This is a genomic window from uncultured Bacteroides sp. (assembly GCF_910578895.1).
Classification (GTDB): Bacteria; Bacteroidota; Bacteroidia; order Bacteroidales; family Bacteroidaceae; genus Bacteroides.
Map to the genome: position 1 here is coordinate 69,803 of NZ_CAJTSC010000006.1, position 20,144 is coordinate 89,946.

Here is a 20,144-nt window from a genome sequence, read left to right on the forward strand (position 1 = left end):
TGCTTTATATATAAGACAAAAAAATCAAGAATGAGGGTAGTCGGAAAAATATATTTTTTTTCAAATATCCATAAAAATATAAATAATCAATAGATGCAAATAGTGGTCCAAACGCTTTTGAAGAATGGATAAGGCATTCTTTATATGATACTTGACCGTATTGATAGAGATACCTAATTCCAAAGCAATCTCTTCGTACTTTTTTTGCTCGAAACGACTTTTCTTAAATACAGTCCGGCATTCCGCAGGCAGTTCTTCAATACTACGGGTAAGTTCATCTTCCAGTTCTTGCTCAAGCAATATCCCCAAAGGCTGGTTCTCTTCCACAAAAACAGAATCAAGGAATTCCATATTTTCAGGCAACATGAAAGAGGAGAAATGCAGTTCTTCGCGGCGGCTCAAAGATTGCAGCTCATTCAAACAACGATTACGTACAGCACGCATCAAATAGGCACGAATGGAATATGTTATTTCTATCTCCTCACGATGTTCCCATAAATAAAATATAGCGTCATCCACGACCTCTTCCGAAAGAGCCGCATCATTCAAGATTTGATTGGCAAAACGGCAAAGCAGAACATAATGACGCTCGTAGATGCTCTTAAAAGCACCCTCCACTCCTCTACGTAACTGTTCAATGATTAATGTGTCTTTCATAGCCGCCTCTATCTATAGAAGAACAAAAGTAGTGAAACTTGGATAACTACACGCAATCATTAAGAGAATTTTTCAGAGAAAGATATTTTTTGCATACTAAACTCTTTTCGTTTGACAGCTGTTTTCCTTTCGTTTGACAGTTGTCGGACAAAAGGAAAACAGCTGTCAAACGAAAAGGAAACATATATCGGACGATTACTTCTTAGTAAGAAAAATATATCGTTTAATATTTGACTTAGAATTTGATTTACTTTTCACGTAATTAAATACAGCTAATTGTAGCATTACAAGAAGAGTATTAACAAAAAAAGCAGTCACATACATATGCAACTGCTTGATTTTCATATTGAGCGGCAAGCGAGGTTCGAACTCGTGACCCTCAGCTTGGGAAGCTGATGCTCTACCAACTGAGCTACTGCCGCAAATTTTGTTTTCCTCTGTTCCGAAAACTTTGGCAAAGGTAATGAAATCTTTAAAAAAGAAAAAAGGAAAACGCTAAAAAATGTTCGTTCCTTGCCACTGATGCAGAAATCATGTACATTTGCTTCCCGTAAACTTCAAACAAACCAATGAGACGAATCATACTCATCACCGGCGGAGCCCGCTCGGGCAAAAGTACTTATGCGGAGAAGTTGGCGCTTGACCTCTCGCCCAATCCCGTCTACCTTGCCACGGCGCGTATATGGGATGAAGAGTTCCGCAAACGGGTAATACACCATAAAGAAAGACGCGGACCGGAATGGACGAATATAGAAGAAGACAAGGAATTGAGCCGTCATTCGTTGTCGGGACGTGTTGTGCTGACAGACTGCGTAACGTTGTGGTGTACCAACTTTTTCTTTGACCTGAACGGCGATACACGCCAAGCCCTTGCCGCTGCCAAAACGGAATTCGACCGCTTTACCGCACAGGATGCCACCTTTATATTTGTCACCAACGAGATAGGCATGGGCGGCACATCCGAAAATGAAATACAACGGAAGTTTACGGATATGCAGGGATGGATGAACCAATACATAGCTACGCAAGCCGATGAGGTCATCTTAATGGTATCCGGCATTCCCGTAAAAATCAAAAATTAAGAATATTAAATACTGAAAGAATACAATGAAAACGTTTCATATCTCCCGTCCCGACAAAGCTATCCGTCCGGCACTGCTTGATAAAATCAATAATCTGACCAAGCCGAAAGGTTCTTTAGGCACGCTGGAAAATCTTGCGCTACACATTGGGTTCATCCAGCAAACCTTATCTCCCACCCTGCAACATCCGCAAAACATTATCTTCGCTGCCGACCACGGCATTGTAGAAGAAGGTGTCAGCCTTTCACCCAAAGAAATCACCTGGCAGCAAATCAGTAATTTTCTTCACGGGGGTGCGGGTGTCAACTTCCTGTGCCGCCAACATGGATTTACACTAAAGATAGTGGACGCCGGAGTAGATTATGACTTACCCTATGAAAAAGGTATCATCAACATGAAAGTGCGCAAAGGCACACGAAGCTATCTGCACGAAGCGGCAATGACCGAAGAGGAAATGGAGCTTTGTCTTGAGCGGGGCGCCGAAGTAGTGCGCCATTGTCACGAAGAAGGCAGTAACATACTCAGCTTCGGGGAGATGGGAATAGGCAACACTTCTTCTTCTTCCTTATGGATGAACCGTTTCACCGGTATTCCGCTGAAAGAGTGTGTCGGTGCGGGAAGCGGGCTGGACGATGCGGGTATCCGCCATAAGTACGAAATACTGAAGCAGTCGTTGGACAATTATAAAGGAGACGGAACGCCGCGCGACATCATCCGCTATTTTGGCGGACTGGAAATGGTAATGGCAGTAGGTGCCATGCTGCAAGCCGCCGAACTGAAAATGATTATTCTGGTAGACGGATTTATCATGACAAACTGTATACTTGCCGCCTCCAAGTTATACCCCGAGGTGTTGGATTATGCCGTATTCGGACATTGTGGAGACGAGTGCGGACATAAACTTGTACTTGATTCATTGAACGCTAATCCGTTATTGCACTTAGGATTAAGACTTGGAGAAGGTACGGGAGCAATCTGTGCATACCCCATTGTAGACTCGGCTGTGCGCATGATTAATGAAATGGACAACTTTGCACACGCTTCCATTACCAAATACTTTTGAATCCGAAAAACAATACTCCTGAACGGAAATCCTAAAAACAATATAACATGAATATACTGGCTGCATTTATCTTCTTCACACGGTTGCCTTTTTGGAAAGTCAAGGAAGTGCCCGCCGAATGCTTCAAACACGTAGTGCCCTACTGGCCGCTTGCCGGTTGGCTGACGGGAGGCATCATGGCAGGCACACTATGGTTGACCGGACAGATGCTGCCCGTATCCCTTGCCTGGATTATGGCTATCATTGCCCGCCTGCTTGCTACGGGATGCCTGCATGAGGACGGATTGGCGGATTTTTTGGACGGTTTCGGTGGCGGCACCACCCGTGAGCGCACACTCGCCATCATGAAAGACTCCCATATAGGAAGCTACGGAGTTATCGGATTGATATTCTACTTCTTGCTGTTGCTTCAAATGCGCAATCTTCCTCTGAATTTCCTTTGTATCCTCGTCTTCTGCGGCGACTGCTGGTCTAAGTTCTGCGCATCCCAACTTATCAACTACCTGCCGTACGCCCGAAAGGAAGAAGACAGCAAGGCAAAAGTTGTATATAACCGTATGAATCTGAAAGAGCTGATATCGGCATTTGCCTGCGGATTAATACCGCTCGTCTTGCTCCTGCCCGTAAAGATGTGGGCTGCCTCCCTCTTCCCGTTACTTACATTCGTACTGCTATGCCGCCTTATGAAACGCCGCTTGCAGGGATATACGGGTGATTGTTGCGGAGCGACCTTCCTGCTTTGCGAACTTTCGTTCTACACAGGCAGCCTTGTGATGATTTATATCTATGCAGGCTATGGCATTGATTTTCTAACGGAATATGTCTCCGTTCCTTTTTATTTTCATTAAACATTTAACCTGAAAGTTATGGAAATCATACTGATTCGCCACACCTCTGTCGATGTGCCTCCCGGTGTATGCTACGGGCAAACGGATGTTCCTTTACAGCCGACCTTTGAGCAGGAAGCTGCGGTTACGAAAGAGAACCTGAAAGCCTTTTTACCTTTCTGCCATGTATATACCAGTCCGCTTACGCGTTGTACACGACTTGCCACTTACTGCGGCTATCCCGATGCGGAACGGGATAAACGGATTATGGAAATTAATTTCGGTGATTGGGAAATGAAACCTTTCGATTGCAATGACGACCCACGGCTACAGGAATGGTATGCCGACTATCTGAATGTAGCGGCTACGGGCGGCGAATCATTTGCCATGCAATACCAGCGTGTCAGCCGCTTCTTCAACGAACTGAAAGAAAAGCCCTATCAACGGGTAGCCGTCTTTGCACACGGCGGTGTCTTGATTTGCGCGCAAATATATGCCGGTATCATCAAGCCTGAAGAAGCATTCGGCGCATTGACACCTTATGGCGGAATCATCAGGATTGTCCTTTAAAATATAAACAAGCTCTTAAAGAAAGAAGGGACCATACATGCAAGTGGCAGTCGCAATAACGATAATTATCATCATCCGTTCTACATTGCGATTAATACGTATGGCAACTTGCATATCTTCGGTTGTCAAAGTTCGTTCATTGTCACCTATATAGGGTTTCCATACTTCCTCGCCAAAATAATAGTGGGGACCACCGAAACGACAATTCAATATTCCGGCAAGTGCCGCTTCCGGATAGCCGGAATTGGGACTGGCATGCCGGCTACCATATTTCCCGACAAAAAACAACAATGAAAATCTGCCGGAAACCATTACCATGAGAAAAGCTGTCAGGCGGGCGGGAATATAGTTGGCTACATCATCCAAACGTGCCGCAAAACGACCGAACCGACGGTAACGTTCATTCTTATACCCTATCATGGAGTCGAGCGTGTTCACCATCTTATAAGCAAGCATTCCCGGAACGCCTAACAGAATATACCAAAATAACGGAGCGATAACACCGTCACTCAAATTCTCCGCCAATGTCTCCAACGCCGCCGTACGGATTTCCCGAACAGATAGTTCGGAAGTATCACGCCCTACGATACGTGCCACCTGTTTCCTGCCTTCTTCCGGTGAACGGTCTACGGCATTAAATACCTCGCAGACTTCACGCACCAAAGTAGTACCTGCCAGACAATAGAATATGAACAACACCTGCATAGCCAAAAGCAAACCGGAAGAATAGTACGCAGCCAAACGCAGTAAGAACAGAGTGAGCAGATAAACGCCTGCTACAAGCATCGATGAAACGACAGCCCCTTTCAGAAAACGGGCATTCCCTTTATTCAAACGATGTTCACAGAAAGAGATAGCTTTACCAAAAGCTATCACCGGATGCGGCAACCAAACAGGGTCGCCCAGCCAATAATCAAGTAACCACGCCGTGAGCAATGGCAGGTTCAAATTAAAAGCAATACCTAAAATAATGATTATCTCTTCCATAAGCATAATACGTTAATCGGAGTTTAGACACACACTTCCAACTTCAGATTTGCATAAATTCCGTTATCGCTGCCACCAACCTGTCATTCTCTTCGGGAGTTTGTGTGGCTATGCGGAAAAACTGTTCGTTCAGACCTGCAAAATTGGACGCGTCCCGAATAAGTATGCCATGTTGCCCGGCAAGATACTTTTTCAAGGCAGATGCCTTACCCACACGAAGCTGTATCAGCATAAAGTGCGTCTGCGTGTCCCAAACATCCAAACCGCCTACAGCCTTAAGCGCCTTGCCCAAACGTGCCGTTTCCTGCAAGTAGGCAGTCACATCCAATGGTTCGGACAAATCATTCTCCAACAGGAAAAGCCCCGCTTCGATGGCAAGCCGGTTGACCGACCAAGGCATACGGTTGGTACGTAACCGTTCCAACAAACCGGAATCACCTGTCACATATCCAAGCCGTAAACCGGGAATCGCATACCTTTTCGTCATGGAATGCAGCAATAGTACATTCGGATATGTTACCGCCTCTGCCGGAGAAAAGAGCGGACACAACGTAAAGAACTCGTAGGATTGGTCTATAATAAAACAAACCTGCGGATTATGTTCAATCAATCCGCGCATATACTCTTTATCAATTACCGTTCCTGTAGGATTGTTGGGATTACAAATCCACAACATCCGCACATCATCCGGCAGGCGATAACCTCCTTGTTCCTCCGGTAACCGATAGAGCGACCCCACCCGATGTCCGTGCATACGGCAGGCATCCGCATACTCGCTGAAAGTGGGTTGCAGGATTGCCGTATTTGTTCCCCGGAAAGTCTGTGCAAGGAGATATATAGCCTCTGTCGCACCGTTAGTCACACAAACAGTACCGGACGGCAGATGATAGCGCGAAGCTATACGCGCTTCCAATGTATAAGGTTCCGGTTCGGGATAATTACTTATCTCCCCGATACATTCGCACAGATGGGTTTTCAACCGGGAAAGATTTATCTTGCTATAAATGTTAGAACTAAAATTAGCCGTTAGCGGACGACTGAATTTATAAGCATCGTCTCCGTGTCCGTCAATCATATCTTGTCCGATTTTAATTATTTCCCGTCAATATCTTATAAATAAGCGGCATGTTGACATGCTGCCGCACGTGGTCGGCAAGTTTATCATACTGTTCTTCCTTAAACTGCCGATAGTCAAACGTTCCTGCCGTTCCCGATAATTTATCGGTAAACGGTTCAAGCAGAAAGTCAATAAATTCCGAATTATCAAGAATGCCATGAATGTAAGTCCCCATACATGTACGGTCTACAATATATCCGTCATGCTGCCCGTCTTCCAATTGGTTCAATGGAGAAACGCAAACTCCCTCTGCAGGTACAGTACTGCCCATGTGTATTTCGTAGCCGGACAGAGGAAATTCCAATTTTCCATTTCCAATTAATTTGAATCGTACTTGCCTTGTCACCTTCTCTCCTGTCATCCTTGTACATACAGGCAGCAGTCCGAGACCGGGCAATCGTTCTATGTCTCCCTCTACATGGTTTGGATCAAGCACTTCCTGTCCCATCAGTTGATAACCGCCGCAAATCCCCAAGACGGTAGCACCCTCGCGATGAGCACGAACAACGGCTTGTGCCACTCCGTTACGGCGGAGTTCATAAAGATCATCAAGAGTGTTTTTACTGCCGGGCAGAATGATTATATCCGCTTTCGCCAGTTCATCCGTATTATTGGTATAGAAAAGATGTACGCGAGGGTCACGTTCCAGTACATTAAAATCTGTAAAATTACTGAGATGACGTAAAAGAACCACCGCTATATTCACCTTACCTTGTTCTGCCTGCAAGGATTTAGAAGCAAGGACAAGGGAGTCTTCTTCCTCGATATATATATCTTTATAATAGGGAACCACCCCCACTACCGGAATTCCGCACAGTTCTTCCAACATCTTGACACCGGACTCGAACAGGCGTATGTCTCCCCGGAACTTATTGATAAGAATACCTTTGACATGTTTACGTTCTTCGGGAGTAAGCAACATCACCGAGCCGTACACACTGGCAAAAACGCCACCACGGTCAATATCCGCTACCAGGATAACATCGGCACCGGCATACATCGCCATAGGAAGATTCACGAGATCCACCTCTCTCAGATTAATCTCGGAAATACTTCCCGCGCCTTCTAAAACAACAGGATTATATTTCTGAGCAAGACGGTCATAGGCCGTACAAACTTCCCTGCGTAACTCCTCACGTCCTTCCTTGCGGAAATAGTCGTATGCGCCACGGCTACCGATAGACCGACCGTTCAATATCACCTGCGAAGTTTGGTCCGACTGGGGTTTTAACAACAACGGATTCATGTCCGTATGGCACAACACACCGGCAGCTTCCGCTTGTACGGCTTGTGCACGCCCTATTTCCAACCCTTCGGGAGTGGCATACGAGTTAAGAGCCATGTTCTGTGCCTTGAATGGGGCAGGCTGATGTCCGTCCTGTTTGAATATGCGGCAAAAAGCGGCAGTTATAATGCTTTTACCAACATCACTGCCGGTTCCGGCAAACATCAGAGGATGAAGTTGTTTCATTTGTTGAGCTAAAATGCGACACCCGGCACGGTCAACCTTGCCGTTCTCCGTTTGCGGTATCAATTCTGTTATAAAGATATGTTTAGGACGATGATATGTTTCCAATACCGGCTGCAACTTACTTTGCAATTCTTTGATATCCTGCTGTCCGGCTATCAGCAGAGTGAGTGCTTGCCCCAAACGCAAATCGGGAACTGAAGTAACAACAAAAGGTGCAGGAATAAACGGCCGGAGTTTCTTCTCCATTTCCTCTGCCTGTATCTTGATTCCGCCGCTATTAATGACGTTATCTTTCCGCCCTGCGATAGTAAAACTTCCATCAGGGTAGATACAAGCGATATCATTAGTCTGTAAAACATCATCACAAACCAAAGGAGCTTTCACGACCAATGTATCATCGGCAGATAAAGACAACTCAACCGAAGGAAAAGGATGATAGTGTCGGGAAGCAGTATCTCCGTTCAGACGGCGTAAGGCAATATGAGACAATGTTTCCGTCATTCCATACGTAGAATAGACCGCTGTCGGAAGAGTTCTTATTTCCGCTTCCAAACTATCGTCTACCGCCCCGCCACCGATAATCAGGATATCCATCTGCTTCAACCTCGCCTTCTCTTCAGGAACACGAAGCGTATTATAAACCTGCAAAGGAACCATCGCCGCAAACTTCAAGGGTACTTCTATATCGGAAAGAGGATGACCGGAAGCCGGACGTACTATAAGATTCAGCCCTGCTACCAAAGAACGTACCACCATCATCATCGCCCCTATATAACGAAGGTTCATGCACAGCAAAGCAGTATCTCCCGTTTGCAGATTCAAAAATTCACAAGTAAGGCGCGCACTTTGCATCATCCGGTCTTTACGCACCACCAACGCTTTCGGAATACCCGTGGATCCTGAAGTACGGACGGTGATAACCGGAGAAGCGTTAAACCATTCATTCAAGAAAAGATACAAATCCCATAAAGCAGGCTGACAGTTCCCTGTCCCTTCCGCCACAAGCCGGGATATATCCTCGGGAGTATACTCTTTTCCTTCCAACAGCAGGCGCTGACGTTGCCGGTCGAATATCATTGAATACCTTTAAATATCATCATTACAAAACCATAAACAATCTTTTCTTATCTCAAGAGGCATCTTTACATTGTCCGTAAAAAGCTGTCCGGTTCCCAAGCCCTGAGGTAACGGATTATCGAATGTGGCACACCATTGGGCAATGGCATTCAAGCCGATATTCGACTCCAAAGCAGAAGTAATCCACCAACCGATATGCCGTTGTTCCGCTTCGGCAATCCACTCGTTTCCTCCGCATATCCCTCCATGAAGAGAAGGTTTGAGAACAATATATTGTGGATTGATAACCGAAAGTAATTTCCGTTTCCCTTCTGGTGTATTGCATCCTATCAGTTCCTCATCCAAAGCTATCGGCAACGGAGATTGGGAAACAAGACGCGCCAATTCTTCCCACTGCCCCGCACGGATAGGCTGCTCGATAGAGTGCAAGTCCAATTCGGACAAGCGCTTCAACTTCTCCATTACATCCGATGGAGAAAAAGCGCCGTTAGCATCCACACGCAATTCTATCTCCTTAGCGGAGAAATGAGTACGAATATGACGAAGCAAAGCCAATTCCTCCTCAAAGTTGATAGCGCCAATCTTCAGTTTGATACAACGGAATCCGGCTGTCATCTTTTCCTCTATCCGGGAGAGCATCTTGTCAAAGTCTCCCATCCAGATAAGCCCGTTTATCGGAATTCCTGCCTGTCCTTGCGAGAAAGCCGTATCATACAATGCCCAACTGCCTGTCCGAAAATGCCGGACGGCAATTTCCAATCCAAACAGAATGGAAGGATAATCACGTAAAGAATTCACATCCGGTTCTCCCCCACACTCTTCAAACTGACGGCAAGCCTTTGCGAGTATCTTTTCGTAATCGGGACAGTCATCGCAGCTCAATGCCGGCAAAGGAGCACACTCGCCTATTCCTACCCTGCCCGGATAGTCGGGAGAGGTCAGATGAAGATACCACACTTTCCGTGTCGTGTACACCCCCCGGGAAGTTCCCGCCGGTTGCTTAAAGTGCAGTAACCGGGGAATAATCTCTATCCTGTAATTCATTACGAAATCAAGGAAACTTGGGATATTGCTTGAAGTTCGGTTTACGCTTCTCCAAAAACGCATTCTTCCCCTCCTGAGCCTCATCCGTCAGGTAATACAGCAATGTCGCGTCGCCTGCCAATTCCTGAATACCGGACTGCCCGTCCAATTCCGCATTCAGTCCTGCCTTAATCATGCGCAAAGCCAACGGGCTAAGCAACATCATTTCTTCCGCCCATTGCACATATTCATCTTCCAGCTTCTCCAAAGGTACTACCTTATTAACCAATCCCATTTCCAATGCTTCCTGCGCATTGTATTTCCGGCAGAGAAACCAGATTTCACGCGCTTTCTTCTGACCTACCACACGCGCCAGATAAGATGCGCCAAATCCTGCATCAAAACTTCCCACACGCGGACCTGTCTGCCCGAAAATGGCATTCTCCGAAGCGATAGACAAATCACATACCACATGGAGCACGTGTCCGCCACCGATGGCAAAACCGTTTACGGCAGCAATCACAGGCTTCGGAATACTACGGATTTGTTTCTGCACATCCAATACACTCAAACGGGGAACACCGTCCTTGCCGATATATCCACCACGTCCTTTCACGTTCTGATCGCCTCCCGAACAAAAAGCTTTGTCTCCGGCTCCGGTAATGACAATCACACTAATATCCGCTTCCTCGCGGCAAATACGCAACGCGTCACTCATTTCGGCCGTAGTAGTCGGAGTAAACGCGTTTCGGTAACGTTCGCGGTTGATAGTGATACGGGCAATTCCGTTATAGTAATCAAAAAGAATATCTTCATATTCCCTGATGGTTGTCCATTCTCTTTGTGTCAGCATAATCTATATTTTATTTAATTGATGATAATAACTCTTCAACATCCGGGTATCTTCGCCCTTATCGGTAAATACTTCCAGCAAGACAGGCTGTTCTGCTGTTTCCGGACAAGTAAAAGATTGCATAGCCTCTGCCAGTTGTCCTCCATTTTCCGCACGCAAATAAAGAAATCCCCGTTCTTCCGCCCAACCTTTTGCCGAGGTCTTGTGAACTGCCGTGATAAATTTCTGCGAAGATTCCGACACATCAAGCCCCGGCAATGTATGAAAGATTTCTCCACCGCCATTATTCAATAAAAGAATACGCAGGTTAGAACCGATATTGGCATTCCACAACGCATTCATGTCATAGAAGAAACTCAAGTCTCCGATAGCTACAAAATTCAGTTTATCGGAAGCCACCGCATAACCTACCGCTGTGGAGAGCGAACCTTCAATGCCACTGGTCCCCCGGTTACAACAAACCTCAACTGTGGGAGAAACAGCATACAACTGAGCATAACGCACCACCGAACTGTTTGCCAAATGTAGCACAGATGCTTCCGGCAAAGATTTTATCAATGTGCCCACTGCCGACATCTCCGAATATGCAAACTCCGGTTCAGGAACAGCCTTACAATAATCTTCCCAGATACGGGAATATTCAGGAGTACGGTTTTCCAAAAGGTTTGCTATCTTTTCCAGAAACTCAAACGGATCCATTTCAATTACCGTAGTCAATGAACTGTAAAGGTCGGTCACTTCTCCGTCCGGTGATACGTGCCAATGTTCCTTAGGCGGATGTTGACGAAGGAATTTTTTCAATCGTTTGGAAATGATATGTCCGCCGTAGGTAATCAGCAGTTCGGGAGCCATTTGCATCATTTTTTCTTCGGACATGGCATAAAGTGCCGTATCAAAATTCTTCACGGGAATACCAGGAACCGTTTGGTTACCGATATGCTCCGTCAACCATGCAAAATGTTTATATAGTAATTTAGTATAGCGTTTTTCAAACAGGTAGATAAGATTCATCTGCCCTACCACAATCATCCGCTTCCGGTATTTATTCATGCGGTCGATGAGATCGTTATAATCGCGATCGTAAATGTTCAATCCCTGATAACGAGTGATAACACGTGCTTCGGGCAAGGTATTTGTCGTAAAATTGAATAGAGGTTCGGAAATAGGTACATTGATATGTACCGGTCCTTTTCCATGATGATTCGTTTCCAGCAATGCCTCATTTATCAATCGGTTACAGAACCATTCATCTTCGTCCGTATGAATTTCGGGAAGACTGACAGACTTCTTCACCAACGACCGGAACACATCCGGTTGTGGAATCGTCTGTCCGTCCATTTGTCCAATCCAAGCAGACGGACGGTCGGCGGAAATTACTATTAAAGGGACTTTCTGATAAAAAGCCTCTGCCACAGCAGGATGAAGATTTAGTAAGGCTGTTCCCGAAGTGCAACAAACCGCAACGGGCCTACCGCTATTCAAAGCCAAACCAAGAGCAAAATATCCTGCACTCCGCTCATCCGTCATTGCATGACATACAAAATCCGGATGCTCAGACAAAGTATGCACAATAGGAACATTACGGCTACCCGGACACAACACAACCTTGGTTACACCATGCGCTTTGAGAAGCGCCACCAGTTGAAGTATATTCTTTTTGTCTGTATACATGGTGAAGTTAATGATTAAGATTAATAATCAGACGTTTCATAGTTTGCAGTTTCTTTTCCGTTTCCAACCACTCATCATTCAATTCCGAAGAAGCCAACAACCCGCCGCCGGCATAAAAAGACAACTGTCCGTTTTCAATGTGCATACACCGCAAATTCACATACAAATCCGTCTTTCCATCAGGATCGAGCCATCCGATGAAACCGGAATAATAACATCGGTCATATCCTTCGTTTTCCAATATGAACCGATATGCCTCCTTTTTCGGTAATCCGCACACTGCAGGAGTAGGATGCAGAGTGTCCAAAAGACTTCCCAATCTTTTGTTATCTTCCAAAGTAAAATGAAAACTTGTTTTCAGGTGAGACAATGCTCCGGCATAAACAGCATACGGACCGTTTTCCGTAGGGTGAATACCCGCAGAAAGGAGCTGACGGCGGATATAGGATACTACATAATCCTGTTCTTGCCGATTCTTCTCACCCCATTCCTGCGGAAGTTTACCATCTTGCAAAGGCTGGGTTCCTGCCAATGCAACCGTATTCCACTCGTTTTTCTCTCCGGACAAAATAATCTCAGGGGTACTGCCCATCCAAATACCGGTTTGAGGAGTGTAACATAAATATATATAAGAATGAATGTAATGCTTACATGCCGCACGAAATACTGCCGAAAGAGAAAAGCCCGAAATTTGTCCAATGACGGACTTACGGGAAAGAACTAATTTTTCAAACCTCTTATTGCGTAAAGCTTCTATGAATGTACGGAAACACGTTTCATATTCTTCCGTACAAGTATCCGAAAAGGTTTCCTCTTCCTGAAGCAAACGGGAAACCTCCCGTTCTTCTTCCGTGTACTCACCAAGGGATAAAGGTTGCCCCCACTGCTCCGGTTGTATCAGTACAATCGGACACGCCTCGTTTACTCTGAAAGGTGCTATGACGAAACCTCTTTCCCCATCCAGTTCCTTAAACTCATACAATAAACGGACGCTTCCCGTTTCTTGTGTCAACAGACGGGGAACAGTCTCTCCGGGAATACGATAAACAGCAAAAGGCTGTTTTTTCCGAATCAATCTATCAATAACTGTCAGATTACTTATCTCTTTGTCAATCATCTTGTTCCATAAAAGAATAAAATTACTGCAACATTCGGGTGTACGCTACATAATTTTAATTCGGATGACAAAGATACAAAATCCTTTTTCATAGAATATATAAAGCGAAAAATTGTTTGCGTTGTCTTTTTATGAATAAAACAAAGAAAGCACAAAAAAATGCCGATATGGATGAATATCCCCATATCGGCATAAAGAATTTACCTTATTGAAACCATTCAAAATCAGATTTCTACTCTTTCCTGTGTTTTTCTGCTGCCATAAGCACCGGCAACGCAACACAATACAGCTCCGAACAAAATAGCGAAGAATGAAACCAAAGCAGAACGTGCGGCTGCGTCCGTCGCTTTATCGGCAGCCACTAATGCTTTATGCTTGACCTCTTCCCACTCTTGTACCGCTTTTTGCAAATTGGTTTCCAAGTTATCTATCTGTACTTTGGCATCATCTATCAGATCCATATACTGTTCTACCGTTTTGTCTGCTTCCGCCTTTGACATATTGGTATTGTTGGCTATGGCTTTCGACAAATCTTCCCGATCTATGTTCTTGCTAAGATTTTCCGCACGTTGTTTCAAGCGCCCCAAAAATCCATTGAGCGTTTCATCCGTTTCCTGAGGAGAAGCAACAATTGTCTTGATGGATTTACTTAAGTCATTTTTCACCTCTTCCAACTGTTTCTTCAAATAGTCCGGTTGTAATTCTTTTACATTGCTTTTGACAAGTGCGGTACGGATATTCTGCGGTATATCCCCATCTTTCAGGGTTGCATTGAAATCAACCTTACCGAATAATTTCTCTGCTTCTCCAGACAATGCGGACACTCCGCTTCCGACAACATTGCCTGCTCCGGACAGAACGCTACCCGTAACAGAAGAAACAGCCCCAAGTGCGTTCGCCGTCATCTTTGCCGTACCTACAGCTAAGAAAATTCCCAATATTACGGCAACAATCAATGTAGTGGCCCAAACCAGAAATCCATGTATTATGCCATCCATACCGGCCAACTTTCCGGCGACAAAACCACCGGCAGCCATGCCGACAACCAAAATAACTGCGGAACCAATCCCGACAGCAGCGCCTATGCCCGAAACAGGATGTTCGGACAACGGGTCGAACATAAATAATCCGATACTCGAATTCAAAATGGACAACAACACGGATATCGCCAAGACGGTCATGACACCTCCTAAAACACTTCCCCAGGACACTCTGCCCCTCAGTTCTATAAAACTTAATTTTTTCATAATTGTTAGGTTTTTAATTAATACTATGTTTGATATTTCATAAAACAAACAGCGTTGAAAGAGCATTTGTTTGATTAATGTTTGTCATTACCATAAATATTTGTGTTAAAAAGCGCACGAACGAATATATAAAAGTAGATTGGGCGGTGTTATATATGACTTCAGGGAACATCCACCCTGCCATCAGGAATATATTTTTATAACCAATACGAAGTCTATATACTTTTGAATTCTTAAATAGATGTTAAAACCTCTCCCTCTTTCCGAACTATCTGTTTTTACGGACTGTTTTTTAGGCAAAGGTCAGTGACAAAGTAATTCATTGCCTTGTATACAATCATAACTATACAACTGACAATATACTGTGTGTGACATTTTATTGTATTACTATTAATTTATTTTTTAATTATGAAAAAATCTATCTTTGCTTTAGCACTAAGCATGGGCATTCTTACCCTGCATGCGCAAAATGACCGTACAGTCCTTGAGGGTACACGCCCTGGCGACAATTGGTCTATTGAACTGAAAACCGGTGCCGTGACACCTCTTACTCACAGCGCTTTTTTCAAAAATGCCCGACCGGCATTCGGATTCGGGATTGGTAAACAACTTACGCCTATATTCGGTTTGGGCATTCAAGGTATGGGATATGTAAACACCTCAGCCAGCAAAACCGCATTCGATGCTTCCGAAGTAAGCGTACTCGGTAAGGCAAATCTGATGAATCTCTTCGGAGGATATACGGGCGAGCCACGTGTCTTTGAAATTGAAACCGTGACGGGTATAGGCTGGCTGCATTATTATCAGAATGGCCCCGGCGACACGAATTCCTGGTCTACGCGCCTTGGCCTAAACCTGAACTTCAATCTGGGTGAAGAAAAAGCATGGACATTCGGCATCAAACCTGCTGTCGTATATGATATGCAAGGAGACTTCAGCAAAGCCAAAAGCCGTTTCAATGCCAACCATGCAAGCTTCGAACTGACTGCCGGACTGACTTATCATTTCATGGGTAGCAACGGCAAACATCATTTCACAAATGCAAAACCCTACGATGCAGCAGAAGTGGCAGAGCTGAACGGTGCAGTCAACGACTTGCGTTCACAACTGAGCGACAAAGACATGCAACTGAGCAATGCCATGCAACATGCAAACAGTTTACAAAGAGAATTGGCTGATTGCAAAGCTCAAGCTGCCAATGTAGAAACCGTAGTAAAGACCAACCGGATTCCAGAATCCATTGTTACTTTCCGACAAGGAAAATCAACGGTTGACGCTTCTCAATTGCCTAATGTGGAACGTGTGGCAACTTACATGAAGAAACATTCTGATGCCAAAGTTATCATCAAAGGATATGCTTCTCCCGAAGGTAAACTTGCTTTCAATGAAAAATTGGCAAAAGCGCGTGCCGAAGCCGTAAAAAGCATACTTGTAAGAAAGTATAAAATTGACGATACCCGCATCACTGCCGAAGGACAAGGAATTGGCGATATGTTCTCCGAACCGGATTGGAACCGCGTAAGTATTTGTACTATCGACGAAAGCAAATAAGCGACTGTCATAGGAAGACAAATTCCTACAGAATAAATACTCTATTTTTCACGAGGGTGTATCGAAACTCTGAAAGACCTAATATATTGTCATTCAGTGTTTGGATACACCCTCTAAACATCAATATATATTATGGACTTACATTCAGGATTACCTTATTGGATTATCAGAAACTCCCTGTTTGACTATTTTCATCCCTTGGAGGATGATTTGTCAACAGACGTCGTCATCATAGGTTCCGGTATAACGGGTGCCTTGATGGCGCATGAGTTGTGTCGTGCCGGAATAGAATGTTGCATAATTGACAAGCGCAGCATCGCTACCGGTAGTTCTGCGGCAAGTACGGCCCTACTGCAATATGAGATAGACATTCCACTCTGCCGGATGACGGAAATTATCGGTGAAGAAAACGCAGCAACAGCCTATCATGCATGCCTGCAATCCATTACCGATATTAAAACCGTATTGAAAGAAACAGGTATCGATGCAGGCTACGAACAATTACCCAGCCTCTTCTATGCCAGCAATGCGGCAGACAACAAACTACTGGAACAAGAATATGAAATACGGCAAAAGCATGGGTTACCGGTCAGCCTGCTTAAAAAAAAGGAAACCGTAGAACAATATCATGTGAAAGTACCGGGCAACGCTCTGGTAAACAAAGCATCCGCGCAAATGGATGCCTATAGAGCCGCAACCGGACTGCTTACTTATAATATGAAAGAAAACGGACTGAAAGTTTTCACCCATACCGGTATAAAGGAGTATACCGAAACGTCTGGCGGTTGTGTCATGACAACAAATAAAGGAAACAAAATTACGTGCGGATATATAATCGTAGCCGCAGGATTTGAGGCCGGACAATTCCTACCCCGGAAAATCATGGACCTGACCTCTACTTATGCGCTCATATCACATCCGGTAACTCCGGAACATCTATGGCCGACACGTTGCCTCATTTGGGAAACAGCCGATCCTTATCTGTACATCCGTACCACCGACGGCAACCGGATTATCGTAGGCGGCGAGGATGAAAAGTTGAGTGACCCGCAACGCCGTGACTCACTGCTCAGAAAGAAAATCGGTATTTTGGAGAAGAAATTCAAAAAGTTACTGCCCGATATTCCTTTCAAGACGGAAATGGCATGGTGCGGCACATTCAGTACCACCAAAGATGGATTGCCCTTCATTGGTAACTGGCCCGGCAAAGAACGGACATTTTTCGATTTAGGATACGGTGGAAATGGAATTACTTTCAGCATGATCGGAGCACAAATCATCTGCCGTCAATTACAAGGTATCAAGGATGAACGCAGCCATGTTTTCGGTTACGAAAGAATTGAAAAATATTGGTAACCATACTCACGGTTATTTTGAAAACAAATATCCCAAAACAAAAATGAACCGGTCATTCCTATCGACCATACATTTTCTGTTTTGGGATATTCCTGTTTAGTCAACAAACACGACTATGCCATCTTCAAGACCTTTCAAGACCGACACCTAACCATTGTGCCATATGATACTTCCCATAGAAATAATAGAAAAGCAATCCTACCCAACTGGTAAGAAGTATCAGAACAATGGCTATCAGCCTTCTTTCTACCGGCGCATGAATACGCCATATTTCCAAAGCGGCTCTGATAGTCAGTACCAATCCTACAATCCATATTATAAATCCAGTCATAATCTACTTATATACAAAATATTACTACCAACAGAAGGATACATCCAAAAATCAGTCAAGCTTCTTCTCAACTTCTTTTTTTACATCATTATATCCTTCTTTTATTTCTTTCTTAGCCTTTTCGGCACCTTGTTTGACATCTTGCTTCGCATCTTTCCATGCATCTTTTACAGCATCGGCACCATCTTGAACTTTATCAGACACTTTATCTGCCGCATTATTGACGTCGCTTTTTACTTTTTCTACTTGATATTCCACTTTTTTCTGCTCTTTCTTATCACGACAGGATGTAAAAGAAGCTACCAATGTCAATACCAGAACTGCAAACAATAACTTTTTCATATTCATTCAATTTTAATAATTAAAAAGGGTGTGCCGAAATCAATGACAAAATGTAAAGCTGATTTATCAGAATTTCAACACACCCTCGTACAAATTTCAACGTTCTAAACTCTTACTTCTTCTCTGCTTTTTTGCATGAGGTTGAAGACTTACACTCTTTGGCCTGAACATCTTTTTTAGTGCTCTTTGCCTCTTCCTGTTTTTTTTCAGTTTTCTTGTTCATAATTAAATGGTTTATGGTTAATACTCACAACGGCTTATAAACCGATGTTTCTTTTAATTTACTCATACTTGCACCAAGACATATTCTTCTCCGGAGTAGCCGACAAAACCTGCTCGCTACGTTCCTTGGACAAACGCGTCTCTTTCTTGGCAATATCTTTTTTCGAACGGTCCGTACCTTCCGGCTTCTTATTCAGCAATCCATTGGTGCTTCTTACTTCTTCCAACGGCTTTTCTATATATTGCCATTGTTCTTTCAGTTGCGTACTCTCTCCTTCATTCCACGGCCCGCGAGCATCATTGCCTTTCGACAGATTGAAATGCAGGTTACTGTATTTGGGGGAAGTTTGGAATACTCCCGGCGGAAAATTGGGTTGGATTGTCGCTAAAGCCGCCTCAAACTGTTGATAGTGAGTCACCTCGCGAGTCATGAGGAAACCGAGCGTTTCCTTTACCAAAGGGTCGTCTGTCAGTTGAAGAAGGTTTTCGTAACCTATTTTGGCACGTGCCTCTCCTGCCATATTGGAACGAAGATCCACCGTCAGTTCTGCCGTAGCAGATACATAAGTCGCACACCAAGGATTTCCGTTACTGTCCGTCAAAGCCGGACTGCCGGGAGCACCCACTAAGAACTGCGGATTGGTGAATGCCTGATGAATCAGGTCTTCCTTTGCCGATTTGCCACTCATCATCGTATGGAGCGGCGTATCTTCAAGGGCATCCTTCATTTCTCCGTTAACTTTTCCCAAAAGCATCTGAATGGTCGCTCCTACAATTTCCAAATGTCCGAATTCCTCGGTAGCGATGTCCATCAACATGTCATATTTGTCCGGAAAAGGATTATGACAACCGAAAGCCTGCACGAAATACTGCAAAGCTGATTTCAACTCTCCGTTCGCACCACCAAACGCCTCAAGCATGACCCGGGCGAAACGCGGGTCGGGTTGTGAGACCCGAGCGTTAAACTGCAAGTCTTTTACATGATAAAACATAATCTTTACAATTTGAAGTTAATAATTCAGGTTCAACTCAAACTCATACTTTCTTATGTAAGGGCAGTCTGCATCGCATATCTTTTTCCAGCCTGTCCCGCTTCCGGCAGATGACATGCACCTGTTCCCGAACAGATTGCCACAACAACGCCTGTATGCTTCGAGGGCTTTCTTTTTCTCCTCATTACAACCTTCGGCGTAAGCCAGCAAAAATATCCGGTGCAGTTCTTCATAAACTGCGTCTCCATCATCAACGGGTAATTGCCGTTTCAAGCTTTCTTCCCATTTCATAAGCGTATTCGTTAATCAACAAGCCACTTGTTCCGATTTATTTCTTCACTTCGTAAGCCATTGTATGTACCTTGCCTTTCAGATCATCCGCTTTCCCTGCAAGTTCGGAGGTTTTGTCAGCCACTTTGTCGGCTACGGTCTTTCCGGCATCCGCCATTTTATCCTTGGCTTTGTCCAGCATATCTTCTGCCTGACCGGTTATCTTATGATAAGCATCACATACTTTTTCTTTCAACTGCTTACCCTTTGATGTACGTGAAAAACGATAAGCCAAAGCACCGAGGACCGCACCTACTC

Annotated in this window: 20 protein-coding genes and 1 tRNA gene; 6 read left to right on the top strand and 15 right to left on the bottom strand. The window is 44.5% G+C overall.

The annotated features are described in order from the left end of the window. Window positions 1–60: 60 nt before the first annotated feature. Both QZ327_RS02945 and QZ327_RS02950 read right to left on the bottom strand, forming a co-directional pair. Window positions 61–657, bottom strand: a complete 597-nt coding sequence (locus tag QZ327_RS02945; RefSeq protein WP_294616971.1) for an RNA polymerase sigma-70 factor — start codon at window positions 655–657, stop codon at window positions 61–63. Between the two features lie 349 nt (window positions 658–1,006). Beyond that, a tRNA-Gly gene (locus QZ327_RS02950) sits at window positions 1,007–1,079 on the bottom strand. 147 nt (window positions 1,080–1,226) lie between these two features. On the opposite strand from QZ327_RS02950, the gene cobU reads away from it, so the two are divergent. The 4 genes from cobU to cobC are packed head-to-tail and all read left to right on the top strand — an operon-like array spanning window position 1,227 to window position 4,199. Then, the gene (cobU, locus tag QZ327_RS02955) at window positions 1,227–1,739 is read left to right on the top strand and encodes a bifunctional adenosylcobinamide kinase/adenosylcobinamide-phosphate guanylyltransferase (RefSeq protein WP_294616973.1); all 513 of its coding nucleotides are present in this window, start codon (window positions 1,227–1,229) and stop codon (window positions 1,737–1,739) included. 25 nt (window positions 1,740–1,764) lie between these two features. Beyond that, a complete protein-coding gene (cobT, locus tag QZ327_RS02960; protein WP_294616975.1) occupies window positions 1,765–2,802 on the top strand; it encodes a nicotinate-nucleotide--dimethylbenzimidazole phosphoribosyltransferase in 1,038 nt (345 codons plus the stop codon). 47 nt (window positions 2,803–2,849) lie between these two features. Beyond that, the gene (gene cobS, locus QZ327_RS02965) at window positions 2,850–3,650 is read left to right on the top strand and encodes an adenosylcobinamide-GDP ribazoletransferase (protein WP_294616977.1); all 801 of its coding nucleotides are present in this window, start codon (window positions 2,850–2,852) and stop codon (window positions 3,648–3,650) included. A gap of 18 nt (window positions 3,651–3,668) precedes the next feature. Next, entirely contained in the window at window positions 3,669–4,199 is a 531-nt protein-coding gene (cobC, locus tag QZ327_RS02970; protein ID WP_294616979.1) for an alpha-ribazole phosphatase, read from the top strand. 15 nt (window positions 4,200–4,214) lie between these two features. Here cobC and cbiB read toward each other — a convergent pair whose 3' ends face one another. The 8 genes from cbiB to QZ327_RS03010 form a co-directional block, all read right to left on the bottom strand. Beyond that, the gene (cbiB, locus tag QZ327_RS02975; protein ID WP_294616980.1) at window positions 4,215–5,186 is read right to left on the bottom strand and encodes an adenosylcobinamide-phosphate synthase CbiB; all 972 of its coding nucleotides are present in this window, start codon (window positions 5,184–5,186) and stop codon (window positions 4,215–4,217) included. A 43-nt stretch (window positions 5,187–5,229) separates the two neighbouring features. Further along, window positions 5,230–6,261 carry a threonine-phosphate decarboxylase gene (locus QZ327_RS02980; RefSeq protein WP_294616982.1) on the bottom strand — a complete coding sequence of 344 codons (1,032 nt, stop codon included), beginning with the start codon at window positions 6,259–6,261 and terminating at the stop codon, window positions 5,230–5,232. Between the two features lie 13 nt (window positions 6,262–6,274). Further along, entirely contained in the window at window positions 6,275–8,851 is a 2,577-nt protein-coding gene (locus QZ327_RS02985; protein WP_294616984.1) for a cobyric acid synthase, read from the bottom strand. 9 nt (window positions 8,852–8,860) lie between these two features. Continuing rightward, window positions 8,861–9,895 carry an o-succinylbenzoate synthase gene (locus QZ327_RS02990; protein WP_294616986.1) on the bottom strand — a complete coding sequence of 345 codons (1,035 nt, stop codon included), beginning with the start codon at window positions 9,893–9,895 and terminating at the stop codon, window positions 8,861–8,863. A 7-nt stretch (window positions 9,896–9,902) separates the two neighbouring features. After that, entirely contained in the window at window positions 9,903–10,727 is an 825-nt protein-coding gene (gene menB, locus QZ327_RS02995) for a 1,4-dihydroxy-2-naphthoyl-CoA synthase (RefSeq protein ID WP_294616988.1), read from the bottom strand. A gap of 3 nt (window positions 10,728–10,730) precedes the next feature. Then, window positions 10,731–12,398, bottom strand: a complete 1,668-nt coding sequence (menD, locus tag QZ327_RS03000) for a 2-succinyl-5-enolpyruvyl-6-hydroxy-3-cyclohexene-1-carboxylic-acid synthase (protein WP_294616990.1) — start codon at window positions 12,396–12,398, stop codon at window positions 10,731–10,733. Window positions 12,399–12,405: 7 nt separating this feature from the next. Beyond that, a complete protein-coding gene (locus QZ327_RS03005; protein ID WP_294616991.1) occupies window positions 12,406–13,515 on the bottom strand; it encodes an isochorismate synthase in 1,110 nt (369 codons plus the stop codon). Between the two features lie 224 nt (window positions 13,516–13,739). Further along, the gene (locus QZ327_RS03010; protein WP_294616993.1) at window positions 13,740–14,762 is read right to left on the bottom strand and encodes a hypothetical protein; all 1,023 of its coding nucleotides are present in this window, start codon (window positions 14,760–14,762) and stop codon (window positions 13,740–13,742) included. Between the two features lie 408 nt (window positions 14,763–15,170). Between QZ327_RS03010 and QZ327_RS03015 the strand changes: the two genes are divergently transcribed. Together QZ327_RS03015 and QZ327_RS03020 are read left to right on the top strand one after the other, a co-directional pair. After that, window positions 15,171–16,313 (top strand): OmpA family protein, encoded by a 1,143-nt coding sequence (locus QZ327_RS03015; protein WP_294616995.1) that lies wholly within the window; start codon window positions 15,171–15,173, stop codon window positions 16,311–16,313. Between the two features lie 132 nt (window positions 16,314–16,445). After that, the gene (locus tag QZ327_RS03020) at window positions 16,446–17,669 is read left to right on the top strand and encodes an FAD-binding oxidoreductase (protein WP_294616997.1); all 1,224 of its coding nucleotides are present in this window, start codon (window positions 16,446–16,448) and stop codon (window positions 17,667–17,669) included. A gap of 124 nt (window positions 17,670–17,793) precedes the next feature. Here the strand turns inward: QZ327_RS03020 and QZ327_RS03025 are convergent, their stop codons facing one another. The 5 genes from QZ327_RS03025 to QZ327_RS03045 all read right to left on the bottom strand — a co-directional run. Beyond that, entirely contained in the window at window positions 17,794–18,000 is a 207-nt protein-coding gene (locus tag QZ327_RS03025; protein ID WP_294616998.1) for a hypothetical protein, read from the bottom strand. Between the two features lie 51 nt (window positions 18,001–18,051). Then, window positions 18,052–18,342, bottom strand: a complete 291-nt coding sequence (locus QZ327_RS03030) for a YtxH domain-containing protein (protein WP_294616999.1) — start codon at window positions 18,340–18,342, stop codon at window positions 18,052–18,054. A gap of 281 nt (window positions 18,343–18,623) precedes the next feature. Further along, window positions 18,624–19,556, bottom strand: coding sequence for a manganese catalase family protein (locus QZ327_RS03035; protein ID WP_294617001.1), 933 nt, complete (start codon window positions 19,554–19,556; stop codon window positions 18,624–18,626). Window positions 19,557–19,574: 18 nt separating this feature from the next. Further along, window positions 19,575–19,847, bottom strand: a complete 273-nt coding sequence (locus QZ327_RS03040; RefSeq protein WP_294617003.1) for a hypothetical protein — start codon at window positions 19,845–19,847, stop codon at window positions 19,575–19,577. 37 nt (window positions 19,848–19,884) lie between these two features. Further along, a partial coding sequence (locus QZ327_RS03045) for a YtxH domain-containing protein (protein ID WP_294617004.1) occupies window positions 19,885–20,144 on the bottom strand: 260 nt, incomplete at its 5' end.